Below are 22,225 nucleotides of genomic sequence, written 5' to 3' on the forward strand. Positions count from 1 at the left end.
GGCGGCACCGCCGCTGGCCTTGCCATGAACGATCAGACTCCTCTGCGCAGCAGGGCCCGAAAGAAACGAGCCCTGCCACATAGCCTGACGCGCGACAGGCACAACAAGGAGCACTACGCCGACCAGCTCACCGACCTGTTCGAGGTCATGCTCGGCACCGGCATGCGCCGCGGCGAGATCCTCGCCCTGCACTGGTCCGACGTCCACGTCATGGACCGCAAGCTCTACGTCCGCTGGACTCTCGCCGCCATCAACAACGCGGAGATCCGCTTCGGTGAGCCCAAGACCGAGGCCAGCCGCGCCTGGATCAGCCTCTCCCCCAGAGCCATGGCAGCCCTCCACCGCCAAGCCACCCTCCAGATGAACGCCCACCCACAAGGCCGGCTCGAAGGACTCGTCTTCCCCCGCCCCGACGACCAACCCCTGCGCCCGAAATGGCTGTTGAACCAGCTCCGCAAACGCACCGCCGAACTCGGCCTACCCGCCATCGGCCTGCACGACCTGCGCCACACCGCCGCCAGCATCATGATCGCCGAGAACGTCCCCATCGCCGTCATCTCCAAGACCCTGCGCCACACCACCCTCGCCATCACCATCAACCTCTACGGCCACCTCCTCAAGGACTCCGCCGACCAAGCCGTCGCCGCACTCAGCAGCGCACTCGACCGCGCCGACGGCAACCGAAGCCAGCAGGAACGCCACGCTTCGCCTCTGCGATCAGCGGCTTGACGCAACAGGCAGCTGGTCGCCCGCTACTGCGGTTCGGAAGGACCGGTTCGGAGCCCGGAGTTCAGGTGCCGGAAGGCTCCGCAGCCGGGCCCGCGGGCACTTCCCGAACGAGCAAGCGGCCTTGAAGTGCGTCTACATGGCCGTCATGAGCCTCGACCCCACCAGCCAGGGACGCAAATGCTGGACCATGCGATGGAAGCCCGCCCTCCAGACATTCGACATCGCCTTCGACGGCCGACTCTCCATCGGCCGCCGGTAACTCACACACCATCAGATATACCAGTCACTGCACCCTCTACGCCGAGGGGTTCGCCGGCCCGGGCGTCTACCGGGGTGGCGAGCAGGGCTCGCCTGTCGTCGCCTACCACGTGCTCGCCAGCGCCCTCCGGAACAGACCGGGCCGGGTACGGATGGTGCTGGTGGAAGAAGACCCTCGGCGCAAGGCGGAGTTGGAGCAGCGCATCGCAGCCGCGGCGCGTTCCCGGCGGTTGCGGTCGGGACGCCTGGACGTTCGGATCGGCCAGGGCAGTTGCCATCCCGTCCTCCTGGAGGGACTGACCCGCACGGACAGCATGCGCCGACCGATGTTCGTCCTCCTCGACGGCTTCGGCGGCCCGGAGATGCCGTTCGACCTCCTGCGGCGGATCGCCGGTGCCCACCACAGCAACGAGGTGATGTTCACCTTCCAGCCCTCCTTCCTTGTCCGCTTCGCCGAGAAGAACGAGCACCACCACACTGCTGGCGATGCCTTCTTCGGCGGCTCCGGCTGGCACGACGTCTTCCGGCAACCGTCCAGTGCCAAGGCCGCATACCTCCGCGACCAGTACCGCGCGACGCTCAAGAGCGTTGGATTCCAGCACATGTTGGCTTTCGAGATGATCGACGAAGCCGGCCACCTGCTCTACCTCATCTTTGGCACCCGACACGAGCGGGGGTCGAGAAGATGAAGGACGCCATGTGGGTGGTCGACAGAACCTCCGGCGTCCGCTACCACGATCCAAGGACCCCGACCAGCAGGCCCTCGACCTCGAATTCGAACCCGACACCGGCCCGCTGCGCCGCATCCTCCTCGATCACCTCGCCTCCGCCCCTGTCGGCCGCACCGTGGACCAGCTCAAGACGTATGCCCTCCCGGAGACCGTCTACCGGCCCACGCAGGTCATCCCGCTGCTCAAGCGCATGCGCGACGGCCAGGAGATCGACGCTTCACCAGGGCGGATCATCGGTGCCAGCGCCATCACGGCCGCCCGCCAAGAGGGCCTCTTCCGACCCGCACGGGCCCAGCAGCCGTCTCTCTGGCGGATGCGGGCGCCCCCGGCCAATCGCCTGCCACCAGAGGTAGCATCGAGACCATGAGTGGTAGCAAGAAGTATTCGATCAGCCTGCCCGAGAACCTCGCCGAGACCGTCCGCGCCCATGTCGGCCCCGGCGGGTTCTCCGCCTACGTCGCCGAGGCTCTCGAGCAGCGCGTCGCTATGGACAAGCTCCGTGAGATCGTCGCCGACTTCGAGACCGACAACGACGAGCTCACCCGCGCCGAAATCGAAGCGGCCCGGGCCATGCTGCGCCACGACCACCGCCAGGCCGGCGGGGCCGCCGCCTGATGCCCGGCACCCTCCTCCTCGACAGCGAGGGCCTCTCCAAGCTCTACCTCAAGGACCGAACCGTCATGGCCCTGGTCCAGGCCGCCGCCGAAGAAGGCGTGCGCGTCGCCACCACCGCCATGACCACACTCGAAGCCGACTACGAGCGCATCCACCGCGCCCGGATCACGTGGGTCCTCTCCCGCATCGACGTCCACGACGTCACCGCCGACATCGCCGACAAGGCCGCCGCCCTCCTGCGCACCCACCACCTGCACGGCCACAAGTACGCCATCGACGCCGCCCTCGCGGCCGTCGCCCGCAACGCCCCCGCCCCGGTCACCCTCCTCACCTCCGACCCCGAAGACCTGACACTCCTCTGCGGACCCACCATCGAGGTCGTCAAGGTCTGACCGCCCTTCCGGCACCGCGTTCAGACCTCGGTGTTCGGGCCCCGGTCCCCGCGAACCGCCACTCGACCTCCGAGACGGTCCGAAGTGCTTCGATCCCGTCGAGGAGACGGGTCAGCGGTTCACTGCCGAGCGAACCGCGAAGTAGACCACGTCGGCGATGAGCAGCAGGACGGCGATGGCGAGCAGGAGGAGCATGCCGTCGACAACGGCGCCGACGACGCCGAGCACGACTGCGACGACGAGGACCAGGAGGAAGAGGACCATCGCACGCCTCCTTCGCGGGGCGGAGTTGTTCAGCGGCGGGCGAGCTGCCGCTCACCCGCGGTGCCCGACCGGTAGGCCGGACGGTGGTGCCGGAGGACCGCTTCCTCGTCCTCTGCGGGCAGGGCGTCGCCGGCGCCGACGGAAGGGCGGTCCTTGACCGGCGACTTCTCGTGGACGACCTCGACGTGTCCGGGTCCGATGCCGACGCCGTCCAGGGGGACGAGGACCGGGCGGTGGCGGGTGGGCGGGCCGATTCGGACGGCGGCCATCGCCGGGTCGTGCGTGCCGGTGTCCGCGTGGATCGCTTCCAGGGTGCCGACGTCGTGACCGTCCGCGTCCACGACGTCATGCGTGCGCCCCACGCGAATGTCCGCCGCCTCGATCACCGCGGCTCCCTTCGCCGGCCCGCCGCGGGGAGCGTCCGCAGGACGACCCGGATGGCCGGCTCGCCGAAAGCCCCTCCCCCTTCAGCCTGCCCCCGTCGGCGCCCGGACACCAGCACCCGCGGTCTCCGGCCGGCTCTTCCCGCACCCGCCAACCGCCGTTCGCGCCGACCGGGCCGCGGTCCGCGGCGACGTGGAAGCGTCGTCCGGACGGTTCCTGCGCCGCCGGGAGCGGCCGGTCAGCCGGAGACGGGGACCGGCCGACGGGCCTCACTTCATCGCGACGACGACCTTTCCGGCCTTGGCGCGGCCCTCCTCGGCGTACTCCATGGCGTCGCGGGTCCGGTCGAAGGGGAAGACGCGGTCCACGACGGGGCGGATCTTCCCGGCGTCGACGAGCCGGGTGATCTCGCGCAGCTGGTCACCGTCGGCCTTCATGAAGAGGAAGGAGTAGGTGACGCCGTGCCGCTCGGCGCGGCGCCGGGTCGTGAAGCTCAGTGCGTTCATCGCCTGCCGCAGGAACGGGTTCGCGCCGATTTCGCGGGCGAAGTCCGCGTCGGGCGGCCCGGCGATGCTGATGGCCTTCCCGCCCGGCTCGAGGACCCGCAGCGACTTCTCCAGGGTCTGGCCGCCGAGGGTGTCCAGGACGACGTCGTAGCCGTCCAGCAGCCGCTCGAAGTCCTGGGTGCGGTAGTCGACGACCACGTCCGCGCCGAGTTCCCCGACCAGGTCGGCGTTGGCCGCGCTCGCGGTGGTGGCCACGTGGGCGCCCAGGTGCCTGGCCAGTTGGAGGGCGACGGTGCCCACTCCGCCGGAGCCGCCGTGGACCAGGACCTTCTGGCCGGGGCGGACCTGCGCCCTCTCGACCAGCGCCTGCCAGGCGGTGAGGGCGACCAGGGGGAGGGAGGCGGCCTGCGCCATGGTGAGGGCGACGGGTTTGGGGGCCAGGTCGTCCTGGTGGACGGCGATGAGTTCGGCGAAGGTGCCGATGCGGTCCTTGTCGGGCCGGGCGTAGACCTCGTCACCCACCGCGAAGCGGGTGACGGCGGAGCCGACCCGGACCACCACTCCGGCCAGGTCGTTGCCCAGGACGAGTGGAAGGCGGTACGGCAGGATCCTCTTGAAAGCGCCGTCGCGGATCTTGAAGTCCAGCGGGTTGACGCTCGCCGCGTGGATCTCGACCAGGACGTCCTCGGGACCCGGCCGCGGATCGGGCCTCTCGGCGGCACGCACCGCCGACCGGTCGCCGTACTTCTCGATCAGGTAGGTCTTCATCTCTCCGTCTTCCTGCCCCGCCCGCCTGCGGACGGGGTCCCCGCTCGTTTTCCGGCGCGCCCGGTACGGGCCGCTCTCCGCCGGTCACCGCTGGTTCACGGCACCCCGCGCCGATGCGACGCGGGGCCCCTCACGCCGCGTTCGGCGACGTGGCCAGGCCCTGCTTGACGTACCGGGTGGTCTCGTCGGCGAGGACCTCGGGCAGGCCCGCCTCCACGGCGGCCAGGGCCTGGGCGGCGACCTCGGCGGGGTCCGCCTTGCGGTCGGCGGGGACGTCGGCGGCCATGTCGGTGTCCATGTAGCCGACGTGCAGCGCCGTCACGGTGATGCCGCGGGGGGCCAGTTCCTCCCGGGCCGCGTTGGTCAGCGCCCAGGCCGCCGCCTTCGCCGCGGCGTAGGCGCCGAGGTCGGCCGGGTGCAGCCAGGACAGGACCGACAGGACGTTGAGCACTGCGCCGCCGCCGTTGGACTCGATGACCGGGGCGAAGGCCCGAGTCACGGCGAGCGGGCCGAAGAAGTTCACCTCCGTCTCCAGGCGCACCGCGTCGATCTCCCCCGTGATCAGCCGGGTCCCGGTGGAGACGCCCGCGTTGTTGACCAGCAGCGTCGCGTCCGCGGCGGTGCGGGCCGCGGCCCGGACCGACTCCGGGTCCGTCACGTCCAGCCGCAGCGGGACGACGCCCGGCAGGTCGACCGTCTCGGGGCGGCGGGCCGCCGCGTACACCTTGGCCCCGTGCTGCACGAGCCGGGCGGCCAGGTGACGGCCGAGTCCCCGGTTGGCGCCGGTGACCACCGCGACCGCGTCCTTCAGTTCCATGAGCACTCCTGAGGTGGGGCGGCAGCTGGCCGCCGTGATAGATGTCGTCCGACATCTAAACTGTAGCCTAGAATAGATTCCACTCGACATCCAAACGGGAGGGTGACCGATGGGCCGCGCATCGCAGGCACAGGCGCAGGAGAACCGCCGACGGGTCGTGGAGACCGCCTCCCGGCTCTTCCGGGAACAGGGCACCCACGTCAGCGTCGCCGACCTCATGAAGGCCTCCGGCCTGACCCACGGCGGCTTCTACAAGCAGTTCGCCTCCAAGGAGGCCCTCGTCGGCGAAGCCACCGCCCACGCCTTCGCCGCACTCGCGCGCCACCACGAGGCCGGGCTCGGCCAGTACGCCGGACGGCGCGACGCCGCCCAGCGGGCACTGATCGACGCCTACCTCTCCACCGAGCACCGCGACGGCGCCGCCGACGGGTGCCCCGCCGCCGCGCTCGCCGGCGACATGGCCCGCGACGACGCGGACGGCGAGGCGCGCCGCGCCTACACCCGGGGGGTGGGCGAATTCGCCGACCGGCTCGCCACCGACGACCAGGACGGCATCACCCGGCTCTGCACCATGGTCGGCGCACTCGTCCTGTCCCGCGCCACCAAGGGCTCCCCGCTCTCCGAGAAGATCCTCACCACCGCACGCGAGGCGCTGACGGCCACCGACTGACCGGACTGACCGGAAACGCGGCACAGGGCGGCCCCTCCCGGGAAGGGCACGTGCCGCCGGCCGGCCACCGCCGGCCCCTCACAGGCAGCACCGCCCCTCACCCGGCCCGCCCGGCGACCCCGACCGCCTGCGGGCGGGGGCAAGCGGAGAGCACGGCGCGCGGCAGAAGGACCGGACGCCGGGATCGGACAGCACACCCGCGTCCTGCCGCACGCGGCCCGGAGCCGCTCCGGCCGCCCGCATCGCCGGGGCGGCCGGACCGCTCCCGGAACACCGTCCGCAGGCGGCGCGGCAGCTGCGCCCGTGCCGTCCGCACGGCCGTCGGGAGCGGTCACAGCAGCCGCGACCCGCGGTCCCCGTCGTCGACCGCAGGTCCGGGGTCCTGCGGCATCGGGCCGGTCCGGGTGCCCGCGGTCTGCTCCCGGGCGTGGTCGGGAGTCCTGTCCGGGGTCTCGCGCTGCCGGGCGAAGTCGTCGCGGTACCCGTCGGCCGTCGCCGTGCCGGTGCGGGCGTCGTCGCGCCGTCCGGCGGGGGCGCGGTCGTGGGCGCGGGCGTCCGCCGCCTCGTGGTGGGAGTGCCGCCGTCCGCGCCGAGCGGCCGCGCGGCGGCGGCGGAGGCCGGCCAGCAGGAGGGCGAGGCCGAGTACGGCGACGGCTCCGACCACGATGCCCCAGAGAAAGAGCACCCCGGTGGAGCCGGTCATGTGGTGGCCGAACACCGAGAAGGCGCCGTTGAGTTCGTGCGCGCTGCCGGTGTTGCCGAGGATCCCCGCCACCGCGACGACGGCCGCGGCGACCAGGAGGAGGGGTCCGAGAAGGATGATCATGACGTGCTCCCAACGGGTCTACGCCGTATGCCTACAGTCAACGCCGGGACTACACTGGCGTCTACACCGTATGACTACGAACTTTGCGTCACCGGTGCTCACGCCCGGCACGATCCGGCACGACCCGGGCACGGCGAGGAGGCTCCGAGATGGCAGTCACCCCGACCCGCGCGTCCGACCGGGACGCCGGAGCGCCCTTCGCGGAGCGACTCGACCTGGAGCGCATGCTGGCCTGCGCGCTGGAGATCGTCGACCGCGACGGCGTCGAGAAGCTGTCGATGCGGCGCCTGGCCCGCGCCCTGGGCCACGACCCGATGAGCCTGTACCGCCACGCCCCCAACAAGGCGGCCCTCCTCGACGGCGTCGCCGACACGCTCCTGCGCCGGCTGAGCGTCGATCCCGGCGACCCCGACTGGTCCGGCCAGCTGCGCGCCTTCGCCCGCGGCTACCGGCAACTGGCGCTCGACCACCCCAACGCCGTCCCCCTCCTGGTGACCCGCCCCCTGGCCACGCCCCTCGCCCTGCGCCCCGCCGGCACCCTGCGCCCCCTCGAGGACGTCCTGGCCCTCCTGACCGGGGCGGGCTTCACGGGCGCCGCCGCCCTGCACGCCTACCGCTCGCTGACCGGGCTCCTGCACGGCCACGTCCTGAACGAACTGCAGGAACTCGTCGACAACCCCGACGAGACCGACGACCTGCTCCGCCTGGGCCTCTACCGCCTCCCGCTCCGCGAGTTCCCCCTCCTGCGCGGCCTCGCGGCCGAACTCGCCTCCTACGACGGGGCCGCCGAACTCGAACGCGGCCTCGACATCCTCCTCTCCGGCCTCACCCCCGGAGGATCCTGACCCGCCGCGAGGACCGGCCCCGGCCCGCGCGCCGACCGCCGGCCGCCACGACGGGCGCACCACCGAAAGGAGCAGCACCGACTCCGCACCGCGGAGCACCGCACCACCCGGGGGGAACAGGAACGAAGGTCACCATGATCATCCTCGGAGTCATCCTCCTCGCCATCGGCTTCCTGGCCGGCATCCCGGTCCTGTGGACCATCGGCATCATCCTCGCCGTCGTCGGCCTCGGCCTGGTGGTCGCGGGCGCGCTCGGCCACGAGGTCGCCGGACGCCGCCACTACTGGTGACGCGCGGCACCACTCCCGCACCGACGGGGTGCCCGGCCCACCGGGGCCGGGCACCCCGTCTCCACTTGAACGACCCGCCCCGCGCCGCGCGGACACGCCCTCCGCTCCGGCCTCCCGGAGGAGACCGGAGCGGTTCGGCGGCCGCGGACCGGAACCGGACCGACCCGCCGCGCCCGCGCGGCCCGCGGCGCGGCTCCCGTCGGCCGTCTACACCTGCGCGGGCCAGGAGGCGGCCCGGCTCCGGGCGGTGTCCGCCCGCCGGTCGGCCGCGCCGGTGCCGCCGGGAGGTGCGACAGACGACGGCAGGAACCCGGAACCGGGCCCGGAGCGCGCCCCGCCGCCGCCCGCGGCGAGCAGTTCGCTCGCGGTCCTGGTGTTCGCCGGGTCGGCGGCCTCGGCCATCAGCCGGGCGGCGTCGGCGCTGTCCGTCCCCGGCGGGACGACCAGCAGGTCCAGTCGGCGCGGGGCGTACGAGCACACCATGATCATGTGCTCGTCCTGCTCGGTGGTGTACCAGCCCACGTGGACGGTGTGCCCGGTGACCGGGACGCGCCGGGGGACGACGGGCCACTGCGCGGGGTTGACGGTGATCCGGGTGACCCGGCCCCACCGCGCGTCGAGTTCGGCGGCCAGGGAAGGGAGTTCGAGGAGGAGGTCGCGCGAGCGGGGCCACCAGGCTCCGTCCAGGCGGCCGGGCCGGACACCGCTGGGAGCCAGGGAGAGACGCGGGACCGATTCCAGGGCGGCGGGCGCCGCCGCGGCACGATCGAACGTCGTGGTCATGACTGAGGACCTGTCTCCGGGACCGGCCCGAAGGCTCGGACCCGGCATCGCCGTTCGCCGGAGACGACGCCAGTATCCGGTGCCGGCATGCGAAGTGCCTTCGGTGACGTCCAGCCTACTCTCCGCCCTCCCCCGACCCGCTCTCCTCCTCCCGGCCGGGGGACGTATTGCCGGGGCGGGCCCGGAGTAGGCTGGTCGGCACCGAGGGCACTGCGTGGACCGGCACCGGACACCGGCCCCGTCTCCGGCGAACGACTGATCCCGGATCCGGTGCAGCCGGGCCCGGAGGCGGGTCTCCGACCATGAAGGCGATCCCCGATCGCGCCGCACCCACCGTTCCCGGCCGCCCCCTGCGGCTCCTGCTCGCCCCCGAACGGCGGAAGCCGGGCCGGCTGGACGGCGCCTGGTGGCCCCGGTCGAACGATCTCCTCCTCGAACTCCCCTCCCTGGCAGCCGCCTTGGACGCGCGGTGGGGCCGGGTCACCCGGATCACCGTGAATCCCGCGCAGTGGCCGGTGGTCCCCCGCCGGGTCCCGGTGGCCGGCCATGTCGTCCACGCGGGCTGGTACACCACCGAGCAGGACAAGCACATGGTCATGCTCTGCTCGTACGGTCGGCGGCTGGACCTGCTGGTCGTCCCCCCGCAGACGGACCCGGTCGACGCCGACCGGTTCATGGCGGAGGCGTCCGACCCGCGCAACACCCGGGCCGCGAGCGACGTGCTCGCACGGGAACCGGCCCGCCGGGAGGGGCCACGGCCGCGCCCCGACGGGGCGGCGGCGACCGCGCGCTTCGACGGCACCCGCGGGGCCGGTCGGCGGGCGGTTCCGCGACGGCAGCGCGCCGCCTACTGGACGGCGCAACGGTAGCCGGACGGTGCGTCAGCTCCGCCTCACGGTGAGGGGATCGGGCCGCAACGCCGGGCTCACCCCTCCGCCCCTTCGCCCGGCGCGGCGAGCAGGAGCGCGGTCCGGTCCGCGGTGAGCACGCCGAGGGGGTAGCCGTCCTCGTCGACCACGGGCCAGACGGTCAGGCGCCTGACCCGCATGGCCACGGCGGCGAGGGCTAGCCCCAGGGTCGGCCAGGCGAACGGGCCGCGCTGGTGGGCGGTGGCGCCGACCGTGCTCCGACCGGTGTGCTCGGTGTGCCGGGGACGGGCCGGGGCGGAGCGCAGCCCGGTCCGGGTGACGACGCCTTCGCAGCGGCCGTCGTGGTCGCGGACCAGCAGGTACTCGGCGCCGGAGCCGCGCAGGACGTCGTTCGCGCGGTCGACGGTGCTGTCGTCGGCGATCTGGTGCGTCCACGGCTCCATCGCGTCGGCGACGGTGAGGCCGCGGCGGTGCCGCAGCGGGAGGTCGGGGCGTTCGGTGGCGGTCACGGGGCTCACCGCTTCCTCTCCGGCGGCCCGCGCGCGTGCGGCTGCCGGGCTTTCGTTCACCCAGAACGAGGCCGGAACGGCTACCGGGATGCGGGATGCCCTGGATGCCTTCGAGGCTACTCCCGTCCGGATCGGGAGTCGCGGGGCGCCGACCGCGGTCCGGCCGGACACGGCGCGGAGTAGCGTGGGGAGTACAGCCGAGGACATCCCGCACACCGGCACCCGCGCCGACGTCGCCCTGGGTCATGAGTGGTCCCGCAACGGACCGGACGGGCGGCCAGCCGTGATGCCGATCCCCCTTCCCATCCCTTCCTCCCCCGGCCCGTGGTCGGTGCCCGGCTCTCCCCTGCTGCCGCGCCTCACTCTGGAGCCGACCCTCTCCCGGGAGGGCGTCTTCGACGGCGCCTGGTGGCCCCGCAGCACCCACCTCCTCGCCGAACTCCCGGACCTGGTGACCGCGTTGGGTGCCCACCTGGGCCGGATCGTCCGGGTCGGCCTGGACACCTTGGCCTGGGACGGCGTGCCGCGGTCCGTCGTGGTCGGCGGCGTGATGGTCAGGATCAACTGGTTCGACGGCAGCGACGCCACGATCAGCGTCACCCGGGGCTTCCAGGACCACTTCCTGCTCCTGGTGGTGCCTCCGGACACCCCGCCCGCCACCGCCGCGGCCGCGATGACCGGGGCCTCCGCCACGGGCAACCACACACCGGCGGCCGAACTCCTGCTCGGCTGAGGCGGGTTGCCGCCGGACCGGCGGCGCCGGGATAAGCGGTCGGGCCGCTCAGCGCCACTCGATCAGGAACAGCGTGGCGTCGTCGCTGGTGCGCCCGCCCCGGCGGGCCTTCAGCGCGTGCGAGAGTGCGCGCACCGTGGCCCGCACGCCGGAACCGGTGCGCTCGATGCGGTCGACCCAGTCGATCAGCTGCTCCTCGCCGAACTGCTCGCCGCCCGCGCCCCGTTCCTCGACCAGGCCGTCGGTGAAGCACAGCACCCGGTCCCCGTGCCGGAGCTCCCGCTCGCTGACCACCGGCTGCTCGCCGCCGAAGCCGACCGGCAGCGTGGTGGCGCTCTCCAGCCGTCCGACGACCGCGCCGCCGCGGATCAGCAGCGGTTTCGGGTGACCGGCGTTGACCCACTGGAGGTGGCCGGTGGCGGTGTCGAGCCGCATCATCTGCGCCGTGACGAAGTGGTCGGGGCCGAACTGCTCGGCAATGGCCCGGTCCATGAAGGCGTAGATCCCGGCGAGTCCGACGCCCGCGCGGCGGGCGTGCCGGTACGCGCCGACGGCCACCGTCGCCATGGTGGCCGCGTCCAGGCCGTGGCCCATCGCGTCCAGGGTGGCGACGTGCAGCACGTCGTCGTCGAGCGCGTAGTCGAAGCTGTCGCCGGCCACCTGGTAGGCGGGCTCCAGGATGCCCGCCACCGCGACCCGGGGCACGGACATCGACAGCGGCGGCAGCAGCGACCACTGGATCTCGGCGGCCACGCTCATCGGTTCCAGCCGCCGGGCCCGGAAGACCAGGTCGGTGTAGCCGCTCCTGGTGATCAGCAGGTCCGCCACCAGGGCCGACAGCCGCCGCAGCGGCAGCCGGTCGCCGTCGCCGACCGCGTCCAGGGTGAAGGCCAGCACCCCCGCCTCGTCCCCGCCGTCCAGCAGCGGCAGGTACACCCGCACTCCGTCGTCCTGCGGCACCTCCACCGCAGTGCCCCGCAGGAACGCCTCACCGGCCGCAGAACCGACGATCGGCAGCGGCGGGCCCCCGGCCAGACCGCCGCCGGACAACGGGACCAGCACCGACTGGCCGTAGTCCTGCAGCAGCAGCGCCGGCTCCCGGCCGCCCAGCCCGGCCACCGCCTCGGCGACCAGCGGGGCGATCAGCGCCGGCGCGAGCTCCCGGGCCCGGTCGAGCAGCACCTCCAGCAGGTGCTCCCCGGACCCCGCGGGGCGCTCCGCTCCCCCGCCGCGCCGCCGTTCGCCGCCGCTCACCGCCATGCCTGCCTCCTGAACCGCCCCGGCCCCCGCGTCCGCCGTCCCTTCCATTACGCCCGAGACCGGCCGGGCCCGCCCCCGGCCACGGCTACCCGGTCGCCAGCTCCGCCCACACGGACTTCCCACCCTGCCCCGCCACGGCCCCCCATCGCGTGGTGAGCCGGTCGAGGACGACGGTGCCGAAGCCGTGGGGCGCCCCCGGCCCGGTGGGGCGGCGCCGGGGCAGGACGCGGTTGCGGTCGCCGACCGTGACGCGGACGGCACCGAGACGGCGTTCGAGTTCGAGGTAGCGCGGTCCGCCGCCGTGGTCGCAGGCGTTGGACAGCAACTCGCCGACCACGAGGAGGGTGTCGTCTGCCAGGTGGGGCCGATCGGGCGGCGGCTCCCACAGGTGCCACGCGGCCAGGGCCCGGCGGGTGAAGTCCAGGGCGGGCCCGACCGGTGCCTCGGTGCGGGCGGGGAACGACAGGCGACGGCGCGGCGGTTCCGGGTCCTGATCGTTTCGCATGGGTCGCCCCGCGGACGGATCGTGTGGTGCCCCGCGGATACCCGGGCCGCCGTCCACCACACCTCGGGGAAGGGCCCGTGACCGCGGCCGCCGGGCGCGGGGCGCTGCCAGGCCCCTGCCCCGGGGAAACCGGACCGGGGAAACCGGAATCCGGGTTCATACTTGTGGTGTGGCGGACGCACCCGGACCGCGCACGGGCTGGACGTTCCTGACCCAGCACGCGCGGATCCTGCTGATGGTCTCGCGCGACCCGCAGGTCCGGGTCCGCGACGTGGCGAGGGCGTGCGAGGTGACCGAGCGGGCGGTGCAGGGCATCCTCACCGACCTGGAGGACACCGGCTACCTCACCCGCACCCGGCACGGGCGCCGCAACCACTACCGGGTGGCCCGGCACACCTTCTTCCGCCACCCGGCGGAGTCCCGCCACGAGATCGCCGGACTGCTCGCCCTGTTCGCCGACCTCGACTCCGCGACCGGTACCGACGACCCCCTTCCCGGTGGTGACCATGAACACCGCGAACACCCCTGAGCCGATCGACGTGCCGGCCCCCGCCGCCGACAGCTCCACCCGGCAGGCGCTCACCACCGCCGCGCACGCCGAGCCGGCCCAACCGCGCGACCTGACCGCCACCACGCCGGACCGCTTCACCCGCGGCGGCTGCCACCGCGCCCCCACCGCGGCCGGTACGGCGCAACCCGCCGCCGCGGCAGCGGCGACCGCCCGGCACCGGCCGACACCCGGTTCGGCCGACCGCCCGACCGCCAGCCCAGCCCCCTGCCGCGCGGACCCGAACGGAGGCCGCCCCGTGCCCGCCCATCCCCGCACCCGCACCCGCAGCCACCGTCACGAGCCCGGCCTGCGGATCACCATGACCGACCTGCCCGGCGCGACGGTGGTGCTCCGCCCCGCCGGGGACCTCGACCACGACCGGGTGCCCGAACTGGAGCACGCCCTGGCCCGCGCGCTCGCCCGCCGCCCGCGACGCCTGGTGGTCGACCTGTCCGCCGTGCGGTTCTGCGACACCGCCACCCTCCACCTGCTGTTCAAGGCCCACCGCGCCGCCCGCCGCACCCACGCCGCCCTGCTGCTCGCCCAGCCCTCCGCGCCGGCCCGCAGGGTGCTGGAGATCACCGAGATGGACACCGTCCTGCCCACCCTCCCCACCCTCCGCGACGCCCTGACCCGCACCCCCGGGACGGACACCTGAAGAACCCCCCCGCCCGCCGGTCGGCACCGGACAGGACACCCGGTACCGACCAGCGGCCCCGGCACGGGCTGTCTGCTCAACCAGATCCGGCACCGCCCCGCGCATGTCCACATGCCGCCCCGGCAAACCCCGACCGCCCCGGCCGGGGGCGGCGCCGCTTCCACGGGCCGACGCCTGTTCCGGACATCGGACGGACTGTTCCCGCTGGACCGCACGGGTGGAGTCGCCTTCCCCGTGGGCGTAGCCGAGGGGGCGGGTGGGCGGGAGCTGTGTTCGTCTTATCTCGGGCTTACACCTGTGAGTAGTTGATGCGTGCTCAGGTCCGCCCCCGTGCCGTCGACCACCGGGACCGGCGGCTTGGCGCGCTGTGCCCGATCGGGCCGCGCGGTGTGATCCGGCTCCTCTCTCACGAAAGACAGGCCATGCAGCGTCCGCCGTCCCTGAAGCTGTCGTCCCTCGCCCGCCGTTCCGAGAAGCCCATGGCGGGCCTCGGGGTGCTGGCCCTCGCCGCCGCCGGCGCCCTCGCCGGCCTCGCCCCCGGCGTGGGCCACGCCTCCAGCCACCGGGAGGCCCCGCTGATCGCGGGCGACCCGCGGGCCGACAACACGGACGTGTACGCGTTCGTCAGCCCGGACAAGCCCGACACCGTCACCCTGGTGGCGAACTGGATCCCGTTCGAGGAGCCCAACGGCGGCCCGAACTTCTACCCGTTCGCCGACGACGCCCGCTACAACATCAAGATCGACAGTGACGGCGACGGCAAGCCCGACACCACCTACACCTGGACCTTCGCCAACCACTACCGCGACGACGCCAACCAGTTCCTCTACAACACCGGCGTGGTGAAGTCCCTGGACGACCCGACGCTGAACTTCCGCCAGACCTACACCCTCACGGTCACCGGCCCGGACGGGAAGTGCAAGGTCCTGCTGAAGGACGCGCCCGTCGCGCCGTCGAACGTCGGCAAGGCGTCGATGCCCGACTACGGCTCGCTGCGCAAGCAGGCCGTCACCGAACTCCCCGAGGGCGGGCAGAGCTTCGCCGGACAGGCCGACGACCCGTTCTTCCTCGACCTGCGGGTCTTCGACCTGCTCTACGGCGGGAACCTCAAGGAGTCCGGCCACGACACCCTGACCGGCTACAACGTCAACACCATCGCCCTCCAGGTGCCGAAGACGGCCCTGGCCCTGAAGGGCGACGCGGAGCGCAACCCGGTCATCGGCGTGTGGTCGACCACCGACCGCAAGGGCGCCGTCGTCACCGACAAGGGTGGCGAGGGCAAGCCCGGCGGCGACAAGGGCGGCGAGGGCAAGGCCGAGGGCGACTGGCGGCAGGTCTCCCGGCTCGGCAACCCGCTCGTCAACGAGGTCGTCGTCCCGATCAAGTACAAGGACGCCTTCAACGCCCTGACCCCGGACAAGGACCACACCGTCACCCCCGTGGTCGACAAGGTCAAAGACCCGATCGTGCCCAAGCTCGTCCAGAGCATCTACGGCATCCCCGCCCCGGCAGCGCCGCGCAACGACCTCGTCGAGATCTTCCTGACCGGCGTCTGCAAGGCGTGCGGCCCCGTGCAGGCGGACCTGAACTCGCAGCTGCTCAACAAGGACGTCAAGAAGGACGCCTTCGTGCCCTCCGAGGAGCTGCGCCTGAACATGGGTGTCGCCCCTGCGGCGGCGCCGAACCGGCTCGGCGTGCTCGCGGGCGACCTCGCGGGCTTCCCGAACGGCCGTCGCCTGGCCGACGACGTCGTCGACATCACCCTGCAGGCCGCCGAGGGCGCCGCCCAGACCGGCACCCTCGTTCCGGCCCTGGCCGCCGGTGACGGCGTGAACGCCAACGACCACGCCTTCGGCCACCACTTCCCCTACGTGGCACTGCCCAACACCGCCGCCGTCAACCAGGCCGTCTCCGACAACCCCGGCGGCTCCGTCGAGGCGGGCTTCGGCGGCCTCGCCCTCGGTGGCTTCCCGATCGCCGGCGCGGCCGCGATGGCGGGAGGGACGCTGCTGTCGGCCGCGGGCGTCATGGCGCTGCGCCGCCGCTCCGCCCGCTCGTGAAACTGCCCGAACGGGCCGGCCGGCCGCTCCCCGCGAGCGGCCGGCCGGCCCTCGTGCGCGCCCGGCTCGTAGCCGCCCTGGTGGTGTCCTTCGCCCGGGCGAAGGACACCACCGCCCGGACAGGTGCCGGCGCGGCGCGTGCGGGTGCTGCGCTGCGGACGGCCGGGCCCCGTCGCCTGGTGGGAGCGGGTGCCGTGGCGGCGGGGCTCGCGCTGGCCGGGCTCGGCGCGGCGGCCGTCACCGACCGACCGGCCGCGCCCGCCCCCGCGCGGGTCGCCGACGTCGGCGAGCTGCCCGCCACCGTCCACGGTGCGGCACCGACCGCGCCGGAGGGCGGCTCCGACCGCGCGCCGGTCGCCCCGCCCGCCCGGCTCCGCATCCCCCGCATCGGTGTCGACACCGCCCTAGGCGACCTCCAGGTGCAGGACGACGGCCACCTGGCCGCGCCTGCGGACCCGGACGTGGCGGGCTGGTGGAGCCAGGGACCCGCCCCGGGCGGCCCCGGCACCGCCGTCATCGTCGGCCACGTCGACTCCCGCACCGGCCCCGCGGTCTTCGCGGGCCTGTCCGTCCTGCGCCCCGGCGACACCATCGAGGTGCAGGCGGTGGACGGAACGGCCTCCTCCTTCACCGTCCAGGCCCTGCGCAGCTACGACAAGCAGGACTTCCCCGCCGAACAGGTCTTCGGGAACACCGCCGGACCGAGCCTGCGCCTGATCACCTGCGGCGGCAGCTACGACCGCGCACAGCACGCCTACGACGCCAATCTGGTGGTGTTCGCCGCGCCACCGGCCCGTGGCAACGACACCCCGACCGCATAGATTCCGTCCCGCCCACGACCGCCTGGAGTACCGCAGTGAACCGACGCCGCCGCCTGCTTCCCGCCGCCGTCGCCACCGCCCTCGGCGTGGGCCTGTTCCTCGCCGGGGGCCTCGGCCTCACCCCACAGGGCGGCGAAGCCCCCGCCGGGCAGGAGCGGAGCATCGGGCAGGACAGTGCGGACACCGGCCTGGCCGCGGACATCCGCGGCCTGCAGGACCACCTGAAGCAGACCCCGGGCGACGCCCTCGCGATGGCCTCCCTGGGCCTGGCCTACGTCCAGCAGGCCAGGATCACCGCCGATCCGTCGTACTACCCGAAGGCGGAGGAGGTCCTGACCCGCTCCCTGGCCGCCGACCCCGCCGAGAACTTCACCGCGATGGCCGCGATGGCCGCCCTCACCGCAGCCCGCCACGACTTCACCGCGGCCCTCGACTGGTCGCAGAAGGCCGTCGCGATCAACCCCGACAACTCCACCCTCCACGGCACCCTGGCCGACGCCTACACCCAACTCGGCCGCTACCCCGAGGCGTTCGACGCCGTCCAGCGCATGGTCGACCTCAAACCGGGCACCCCCTCGCTGGCCCGCGCCTCCTACACCTGGGAGCTGCGCGGAGACACCGCCGCCGCCACCGCCACCATGCAGCGCGCCCTGGACGACGCCAACACCGCCGCCGACCGCGCCTTCGCCCTCTACCACCTCAGCCTGCTCGCCCTGGGCGCCGGGGACGCGAAGACCGCGCTCGCCCGGGCCGAAGCGGGCCTGCGCACCGCACCAGGCACCGCCTCGCTGCTGGAGGCCAAGGGCCGAGCCGAGGCCGCGCTCGGCAACACCGACGAGGCCGTCGCCGACCTCCGCCGCGCCACCGCCCAGGTGCCGCAGCCCGAGTACGTCCTCGAACTCGGCGAGCTGCTCCAGTCGCTGGGCCGCACCGACGAGGCCGAGCAGCAGTACCGGGTGCTGCGCGGAGAGTGGAAGCTGTTCGCCGACAACGGCGTCGCCCTCGACGCGGACGCCGCTCTCTTCGAGGCCGACCACGGCGATCCGAACACCGCCGTCGCCATCGCCGAACAGGGCCTGCGCACCCGCCCGTTCCTGGACACCCACGACGCCTACGCCTGGGCCCTGCACGCGGCCGGCCGCGACGCGGACGCCCTGTCGGAGTCCGACCAGGCGCTCGCGCTCGGCACCCGCAACGCCCTCTTCCACTACCACCGCGGCGTGATCCTGCGCGCGCTCGGCCGCGACGACGAGGCCCGCACCGAACTCGGAACGGCCCTGGCGACCGACCCCGACTTCCACCCGCTGCACGCCCCCGCCGCGCGCGCCGCCCTGGCTGAGCTCTCCACCGGGCACTGAACTGCGGCGGGCGGGGGGACGGCCGGCCACCGGCTACTTCGACCGGGGCGCCGCCACGTGCCCCGGGTCGCCGCCGAGGTCGGTGTACAGCCCCGTCCAACGACGATCGGTGTCGGTGGGCGGTCGGCCGTCGCAGTAGGCCTTGGTTCCGTTGGCGGTGTAGAAGCGCATCATCTCCAGCACGGCCGTCGGATCGGACCGCTCCCCGCCGGTGTACCGGCTGCCCGGCTCCTGCGCCTGGTGCCGGAGGCAGGTCGGCGACGGTGTGCCGGGCTGGGCGTCGAAGCTCCCGTCCGATCCTCCGCCGCCGCAGCCCGTGAGCAGCGCGGCGGCGGTGGCGAGGAGCAGGAACGGGCGGGTGCGGCGGGTGTCCACGGCGGTCGTCCTCCGGTGGGTGCGGGCGTTCACAGGGTGGCGGGCAGGCTGCGGACGACCAGTCCCAGCCCGACGGTCAGGATCAGCCCCGCGGTGAGCAGGGCGCTGTACGGGGCGATCCGGCGGACGCGCCGGGCGAGCGGCCCGTCCTGCACCGCGGCGATCCGGTCACCCATCCGGACCAGGAGCAGGCCGACGGCGGTGAGGGTAGCGGCCATGCCCACGCCGTAGGCGACCACGAGGGCCGCACCGAACAGCGTCCGGCCGAGGGCTACCGCGCCGAGCAGCACCACCAGGGCGGACGGGCTGGGGACCAGGCCGCCGGCGATCCCGAGGCCGATCAGGTTGCGCCGGCTCGTCGGGGCGGGGTCGTGCCGGTGGTGGCCGCCGAACAGCCCGTGGCGGTGGCCGTGGTGACCGTGCGCCAGTTCACCGGACCGGCCGTGGACGTGCGGATGGCCGTGGTCGTGGTCGTGGTGACGACCGTGGCCGTGATCGTGCGGGTGACCGTGATCGTGGTGGTGCGGGTGGCCGTGGTGCGGGTCGGGGCCGGTGCGGTGGCCGTCCGACGCGGGGTGCGGGTCGTGGTCGTGGTCGTGCGGGGTGCCCGCGGCGTGGGCGGCGGCGTGGGCGAGCTCCCTGGCATCGGCGTCGTCGGAGCCCGGCTGGGGATGCGGGAGGTGTGCGTGCGCGCGGGCGTGGCGGGAACGGCGGACGGCATCGCGCAGCAGGCCCGCGCCGACCAGGGCGACCAGCGCTCCGCTGAGGACGCCCAGCCAGCCCAGCAGCACGTCTCCGGCCAGCGAGGAGAAGGTGGTCAGGCACAGGCCGATGACGATGACCCCGGCGGTGTGGGTCACCGTGACGGTCGCTCCGACGGTGACGGCGTCGCGGGTCCGGCCGCGCCGCCCTGCGAGGTAGGCGGCCATCACGGTCTTGCCGTGCCCGGGCAGCAGCGCGTGTCCGGCGCCGAGCACGATCGACAGCAGGACCGCGAGCAGGCCCAGCGGCACGGTCAGCCGCTCGGCGGCACCGATGCCGGCGAGGCGGGCGTCCAGACCGGCCAGCCAGGCCGTCGGCCCGGAGCCGTCCGCCCGGACGGCCGCCGTGCCCGCGGGCACGGCGGCGCCGCCGGGCCTGGCCCGGAACTGGGCACGGGTGACGCCGCTGGGGCTGTCCAGCAGCTCCCGCGGGTAGTCCCGCAGTTCCGCGGAGACCGATGCGGTGGGAACGTCGGAGCCCTCCAGCGTGACGCCGTCGCCGCGCGCGGTGATCTCGTTCCACCCCACCCGGGCCGGGTCGCTCCCGGCGTCCACCCGGATCAGGCTCCCGTCGGCGGGCAGGTGCAGGTCGGCGCGGAGCACGCACTCCAGGCGGCTGGTGCGCAGACCGGCGGAACCGTCCTCGTAGCGGAACCGCGCCGAGTCGGTCCGCCAGGTCAGCGGCGTCGCCTCCTGGCCCGCCGTCACTTTCAGGTGCTGCGCCGTGAGGCCGCACTGCTCGGTGGCCCAGGCCGCGCGCTCGGTGTCGTCCGCGGAGCCGTCCCCGTTCCGGTCGACCTTCGGCTGTTCCTGGAGGGTGGGGATCTCGGCGGCGTCGGTGACCGCGAGGGCTTCGACGGCGTCCGGCCGGACGGTGAGGCCGAGGTAGTGGTTGAGGGAGAAGTTGCCCAACGGGTGGGCACCGGCAGCGGGTGTGCCGAGGGCCAGCAGGCACAGGGCGGCCGACGCGACGGCGCCCGCTCTGACAAGGAATCGTGCTGCCTTCACGCGGGCCTCCAGGAACACGGCCGGGCGGTCCACGGCCGACGGGCCCGGTGGGAGAGGGAACGAGGCGAGGTGCCCCGCAACTACCTTCGCGCCCGCCCGCGCCACGGGGAACAGCTACCACCCCGACCTGCCGGGGGATCACCCGCACGGGGCAACCCCGCTACCGGGGCCCGCCCGGGCCGGAGCCGGACGCCGCCAACCCGCTCCCCCCGGTGGACCGGACGCCGACCACGCACTCTCACGCGCCCCCGGCGCGCCCCCTGACAGACCCCCTTTCTGCGGTGATAGTGCAAGTACGAGTCGAACGCACCCGAGCGGACGCTCGCCCCACGCCGGAAGGACGCCCGTGGCCTCCTCGTCCGCACCCCTCCCCCCGTCCCGGGCCGCCGCACCCGCGAAGATCCCGATCACCCGTCAGGAGTGGCGGCGACTGGGCACGATGGCCGCGTTCATCGCCGCCCTGCACGTCATCGGCTGGGTCACCCTGGTCGCCGTCGTCGCCCCTGAGCACCACGCCCTGGGCACCAAGACCTTCGGCATCGGGATCGGCGTCACCGCCTACACCCTCGGCATGCGCCACGCCTTCGACGCCGACCACATCGCCGCCATCGACAACACCACCCGCAAGCTCATGGAACAGCGCAAGAGACCCCTGTCGGTCGGCTTCTGGTTCTCCCTCGGGCACTCGTCCATCGTCTTCGCCCTCGCCGTCCTGCTCTCGCTCGGCGTCAAAGCCCTGGCCGGCCCCCTCCGGAACGACGGCTCCGCCCTCCACCAGGTCACCGCCCTGATCGGCACCGCCGTCTCCGGAGCCTTCCTGTACCTGATCGCGATCGTGAACCTCGTCATCCTCGTCGGTTTGTGGAAGGTGTTCCGCCAGATGCGCGCCAGCCACCTCGACGAAGCCGCACTGGAAGAGCAGCTCGACAAGCGCGGCCTGATGAACCGACTGCTCGGACGCGTGACGAACTCGGTCAGCAAACCGTGGCACATGTACCCGCTGGGCATGCTCTTCGGACTCGGCTTCGACACCGCCACCGAGATCGCCCTGCTCGTCCTCGCCGGCTCCGGAGCCGCGTCCGGCCTGCCGTGGTACGCCATCCTGTGCCTGCCCGTGCTGTTCGCCGCCGGCATGTGCCTGCTGGATACCATCGACGGCTCGTTCATGAACTTCGCCTACGGCTGGGCGTTCTCCAAACCCGCCCGCAAGATCTACTACAACCTGACCGTCACCGGCCTGTCGATCGCCGTCGCCCTCCTCATCGGCACCATCGAACTGCTCGGCCTCCTCGCCGACAAACTCGCCCTGCACGGGCCCTTCTGGGACTGGATCTCCCGACTCGACCTCAACACCGTCGGCTTCGCGATCGTCGGCCTGTTCGTCGCCACCTGGCTCATCGCACTCGCCGTGTGGAGGTTCGCGCGGATCGAGGAGAAGTGGAACGTCCCCGGCCCAGCCACCACCCCCGCGGCGGTGAACGAGGGCTGACAGCACGACAGCCACCCTGCGGGCCTCTCCGAACGCGCCTGCCGGGTACGGACCTTCACCGGCTTCCTCTCTGGATCTCCCTACGATCGTGCATGGTTACTCAGGCCGAACTCTCCTTGCAGGAGACGCTGACGGACCTTGATCCCTGCACTACGGCATCAGTGCGCGATACGTGCAGAGGAGCGGGTTCACCGTCCAGGAGCAACCGCGCCGGAAGCGAGTGCGGCTGGAGGCCACCGATCGGTTCGAACACGGTAACGGCAGCAGGCTGATCGCGACCCGAGCAACGTCGTGTCCCGCTTCAACTTGCTGACATGATTTTGGGGTCGGGAAAGTTGGGGACGAGGGGGTCGGCGACTCCGGTGTGGACGTCGTGCGGGCGGTTCCAGGC

At 73.5% G+C, this 22,225-nt stretch carries 27 protein-coding genes and 1 pseudogene; 17 read left to right on the forward strand and 11 right to left on the reverse strand.

Annotation, left to right across the window (positions count from 1 at the left end; all coding sequences use genetic code 11):
• Nucleotides 1-24 precede the first annotated feature (24 nt).
• The 6 genes and pseudogenes from IH44_RS0132400 (at nt 25) to IH44_RS0132415 (ending at nt 2,725) form a co-directional block, all read left to right on the forward strand.
• Nucleotides 25-729, forward strand: coding sequence for a site-specific integrase (locus tag IH44_RS0132400; protein WP_157852542.1), 705 nt, complete (start codon nt 25-27; stop codon nt 727-729).
• Nucleotides 730-814: 85 nt separating this feature from the next.
• A pseudogene (locus tag IH44_RS45810) lies at nt 815-988 on the forward strand (IS256 family transposase); the annotation flags it as partial.
• A 10-nt stretch (nt 989-998) separates the two neighbouring features.
• Entirely contained in the window at nt 999-1,676 is a 678-nt protein-coding gene (gene tcmP / locus IH44_RS43300; RefSeq protein ID WP_081967255.1) for a three-Cys-motif partner protein TcmP, read from the forward strand.
• 10 nt (nt 1,677-1,686) lie between these two features.
• Nucleotides 1,687-2,085: a hypothetical protein gene (locus IH44_RS43305; RefSeq protein WP_051817714.1), complete on the forward strand. Its 399-nt coding sequence runs from the start codon at nt 1,687-1,689 to the stop codon at nt 2,083-2,085.
• On the forward strand, nt 2,082-2,333 hold the full coding sequence (locus tag IH44_RS0132410; protein WP_030463369.1) for a hypothetical protein: 252 nt from the start codon (nt 2,082-2,084) through the stop codon (nt 2,331-2,333). The genes IH44_RS43305 and IH44_RS0132410 overlap by 4 nt, the downstream gene beginning before the upstream one ends.
• Entirely contained in the window at nt 2,333-2,725 is a 393-nt protein-coding gene (locus IH44_RS0132415) for a DNA-binding protein (RefSeq protein ID WP_030463370.1), read from the forward strand. Before IH44_RS0132410 ends, IH44_RS0132415 begins: the two co-directional genes overlap by 1 nt.
• A 111-nt stretch (nt 2,726-2,836) precedes the next feature.
• Here the strand turns inward: IH44_RS0132415 and IH44_RS47460 are convergent, their stop codons facing one another.
• The 4 genes from IH44_RS47460 to IH44_RS0132435 form a co-directional block, all read right to left on the reverse strand.
• Entirely contained in the window at nt 2,837-2,989 is a 153-nt protein-coding gene (locus IH44_RS47460) for a hypothetical protein (RefSeq protein WP_198545076.1), read from the reverse strand.
• Between the two features lie 29 nt (nt 2,990-3,018).
• On the reverse strand, nt 3,019-3,351 hold the full coding sequence (locus IH44_RS0132425; RefSeq protein WP_157852543.1) for a PRC-barrel domain-containing protein: 333 nt from the start codon (nt 3,349-3,351) through the stop codon (nt 3,019-3,021).
• A 291-nt stretch (nt 3,352-3,642) separates the two neighbouring features.
• On the reverse strand, nt 3,643-4,647 hold the full coding sequence (locus IH44_RS0132430) for an NADP-dependent oxidoreductase (protein WP_030463372.1): 1,005 nt from the start codon (nt 4,645-4,647) through the stop codon (nt 3,643-3,645).
• Between the two features lie 130 nt (nt 4,648-4,777).
• Nucleotides 4,778-5,464 carry an SDR family oxidoreductase gene (locus IH44_RS0132435; RefSeq protein WP_030463373.1) on the reverse strand — a complete coding sequence of 229 codons (687 nt, stop codon included), beginning with the start codon at nt 5,462-5,464 and terminating at the stop codon, nt 4,778-4,780.
• A 109-nt stretch (nt 5,465-5,573) separates the two neighbouring features.
• On the opposite strand from IH44_RS0132435, the gene IH44_RS0132440 reads away from it, so the two are divergent.
• Nucleotides 5,574-6,134: a TetR/AcrR family transcriptional regulator gene (locus IH44_RS0132440; RefSeq protein ID WP_030463374.1), complete on the forward strand. Its 561-nt coding sequence runs from the start codon at nt 5,574-5,576 to the stop codon at nt 6,132-6,134.
• Nucleotides 6,135-6,465: 331 nt separating this feature from the next.
• Here IH44_RS0132440 and IH44_RS43310 read toward each other — a convergent pair whose 3' ends face one another.
• Entirely contained in the window at nt 6,466-6,960 is a 495-nt protein-coding gene (locus IH44_RS43310) for a hypothetical protein (protein ID WP_063759719.1), read from the reverse strand.
• Nucleotides 6,961-7,109: 149 nt separating this feature from the next.
• Between IH44_RS43310 and IH44_RS0132450 the strand changes: the two genes are divergently transcribed.
• Both IH44_RS0132450 and IH44_RS47465 read left to right on the forward strand, forming a co-directional pair.
• Entirely contained in the window at nt 7,110-7,805 is a 696-nt protein-coding gene (locus tag IH44_RS0132450) for a TetR/AcrR family transcriptional regulator C-terminal domain-containing protein (RefSeq protein ID WP_030463376.1), read from the forward strand.
• 134 nt (nt 7,806-7,939) lie between these two features.
• Nucleotides 7,940-8,095: a DUF6131 family protein gene (locus IH44_RS47465; RefSeq protein WP_198545077.1), complete on the forward strand. Its 156-nt coding sequence runs from the start codon at nt 7,940-7,942 to the stop codon at nt 8,093-8,095.
• 207 nt (nt 8,096-8,302) lie between these two features.
• Here the strand turns inward: IH44_RS47465 and IH44_RS0132460 are convergent, their stop codons facing one another.
• Nucleotides 8,303-8,878 carry a DUF5994 family protein gene (locus IH44_RS0132460; RefSeq protein WP_063759720.1) on the reverse strand — a complete coding sequence of 192 codons (576 nt, stop codon included), beginning with the start codon at nt 8,876-8,878 and terminating at the stop codon, nt 8,303-8,305.
• Between the two features lie 302 nt (nt 8,879-9,180).
• Between IH44_RS0132460 and IH44_RS0132465 the strand changes: the two genes are divergently transcribed.
• Nucleotides 9,181-9,747 (forward strand): DUF5994 family protein, encoded by a 567-nt coding sequence (locus IH44_RS0132465; protein ID WP_051817716.1) that lies wholly within the window; start codon nt 9,181-9,183, stop codon nt 9,745-9,747.
• Nucleotides 9,748-9,803: 56 nt separating this feature from the next.
• On the opposite strand, the gene IH44_RS0132470 is transcribed toward IH44_RS0132465, so the two are convergent.
• The gene (locus tag IH44_RS0132470) at nt 9,804-10,265 is read right to left on the reverse strand and encodes a CBS domain-containing protein (protein ID WP_198545078.1); all 462 of its coding nucleotides are present in this window, start codon (nt 10,263-10,265) and stop codon (nt 9,804-9,806) included.
• Nucleotides 10,266-10,440: 175 nt separating this feature from the next.
• Between IH44_RS0132470 and IH44_RS0132475 the strand changes: the two genes are divergently transcribed.
• A complete protein-coding gene (locus IH44_RS0132475; protein WP_157852544.1) occupies nt 10,441-10,989 on the forward strand; it encodes a DUF5994 family protein in 549 nt (182 codons plus the stop codon).
• Between the two features lie 48 nt (nt 10,990-11,037).
• Here the strand turns inward: IH44_RS0132475 and IH44_RS0132480 are convergent, their stop codons facing one another.
• Nucleotides 11,038-12,249: a PP2C family protein-serine/threonine phosphatase gene (locus IH44_RS0132480; RefSeq protein WP_030463381.1), complete on the reverse strand. Its 1,212-nt coding sequence runs from the start codon at nt 12,247-12,249 to the stop codon at nt 11,038-11,040.
• An 85-nt stretch (nt 12,250-12,334) separates the two neighbouring features.
• Nucleotides 12,335-12,754 carry an ATP-binding protein gene (locus IH44_RS0132485; RefSeq protein WP_081967256.1) on the reverse strand — a complete coding sequence of 140 codons (420 nt, stop codon included), beginning with the start codon at nt 12,752-12,754 and terminating at the stop codon, nt 12,335-12,337.
• A 169-nt stretch (nt 12,755-12,923) separates the two neighbouring features.
• Here IH44_RS0132485 and IH44_RS0132490 point away from each other — a divergent pair, with 169 nt between their 5' ends.
• The 5 genes from IH44_RS0132490 (at nt 12,924) to IH44_RS0132510 (ending at nt 18,201) form a co-directional block, all read left to right on the forward strand.
• Nucleotides 12,924-13,283, forward strand: coding sequence for a helix-turn-helix domain-containing protein (locus IH44_RS0132490; RefSeq protein ID WP_051817718.1), 360 nt, complete (start codon nt 12,924-12,926; stop codon nt 13,281-13,283).
• Nucleotides 13,261-13,962, forward strand: coding sequence for an STAS domain-containing protein (locus tag IH44_RS44785; protein ID WP_051817720.1), 702 nt, complete (start codon nt 13,261-13,263; stop codon nt 13,960-13,962). Before IH44_RS0132490 ends, IH44_RS44785 begins: the two co-directional genes overlap by 23 nt.
• Before the next feature lie 422 nt (nt 13,963-14,384).
• Nucleotides 14,385-16,022 (forward strand): DUF4331 domain-containing protein, encoded by a 1,638-nt coding sequence (locus tag IH44_RS0132500; protein ID WP_030463384.1) that lies wholly within the window; start codon nt 14,385-14,387, stop codon nt 16,020-16,022.
• Between the two features lie 194 nt (nt 16,023-16,216).
• A complete protein-coding gene (locus IH44_RS0132505) occupies nt 16,217-16,843 on the forward strand; it encodes a class F sortase (RefSeq protein WP_051817722.1) in 627 nt (208 codons plus the stop codon).
• A 35-nt stretch (nt 16,844-16,878) separates the two neighbouring features.
• Nucleotides 16,879-18,201, forward strand: a complete 1,323-nt coding sequence (locus IH44_RS0132510) for a tetratricopeptide repeat protein (RefSeq protein WP_051817725.1) — start codon at nt 16,879-16,881, stop codon at nt 18,199-18,201.
• Between the two features lie 33 nt (nt 18,202-18,234).
• On the opposite strand, the gene IH44_RS0132515 is transcribed toward IH44_RS0132510, so the two are convergent.
• Entirely contained in the window at nt 18,235-18,576 is a 342-nt protein-coding gene (locus tag IH44_RS0132515; RefSeq protein WP_051817727.1) for a hypothetical protein, read from the reverse strand.
• 29 nt (nt 18,577-18,605) lie between these two features.
• Entirely contained in the window at nt 18,606-20,345 is a 1,740-nt protein-coding gene (locus IH44_RS0132520) for a nickel/cobalt transporter (protein WP_232795169.1), read from the reverse strand.
• 406 nt (nt 20,346-20,751) lie between these two features.
• Here IH44_RS0132520 and IH44_RS0132525 point away from each other — a divergent pair, with 406 nt between their 5' ends.
• Complete coding sequence (locus tag IH44_RS0132525; protein ID WP_030463389.1) at nt 20,752-21,834, forward strand: HoxN/HupN/NixA family nickel/cobalt transporter; 1,083 nt, start codon at nt 20,752-20,754, stop codon at nt 21,832-21,834.
• The last annotated feature ends 391 nt before the right edge of the window (nt 21,835-22,225 follow it).

It is taken from the genome of Kitasatospora sp. NRRL B-11411, from assembly GCF_000721345.1.
GTDB lineage: Bacteria > Actinomycetota > Actinomycetes > Streptomycetales > Streptomycetaceae > Kitasatospora > Kitasatospora cineracea.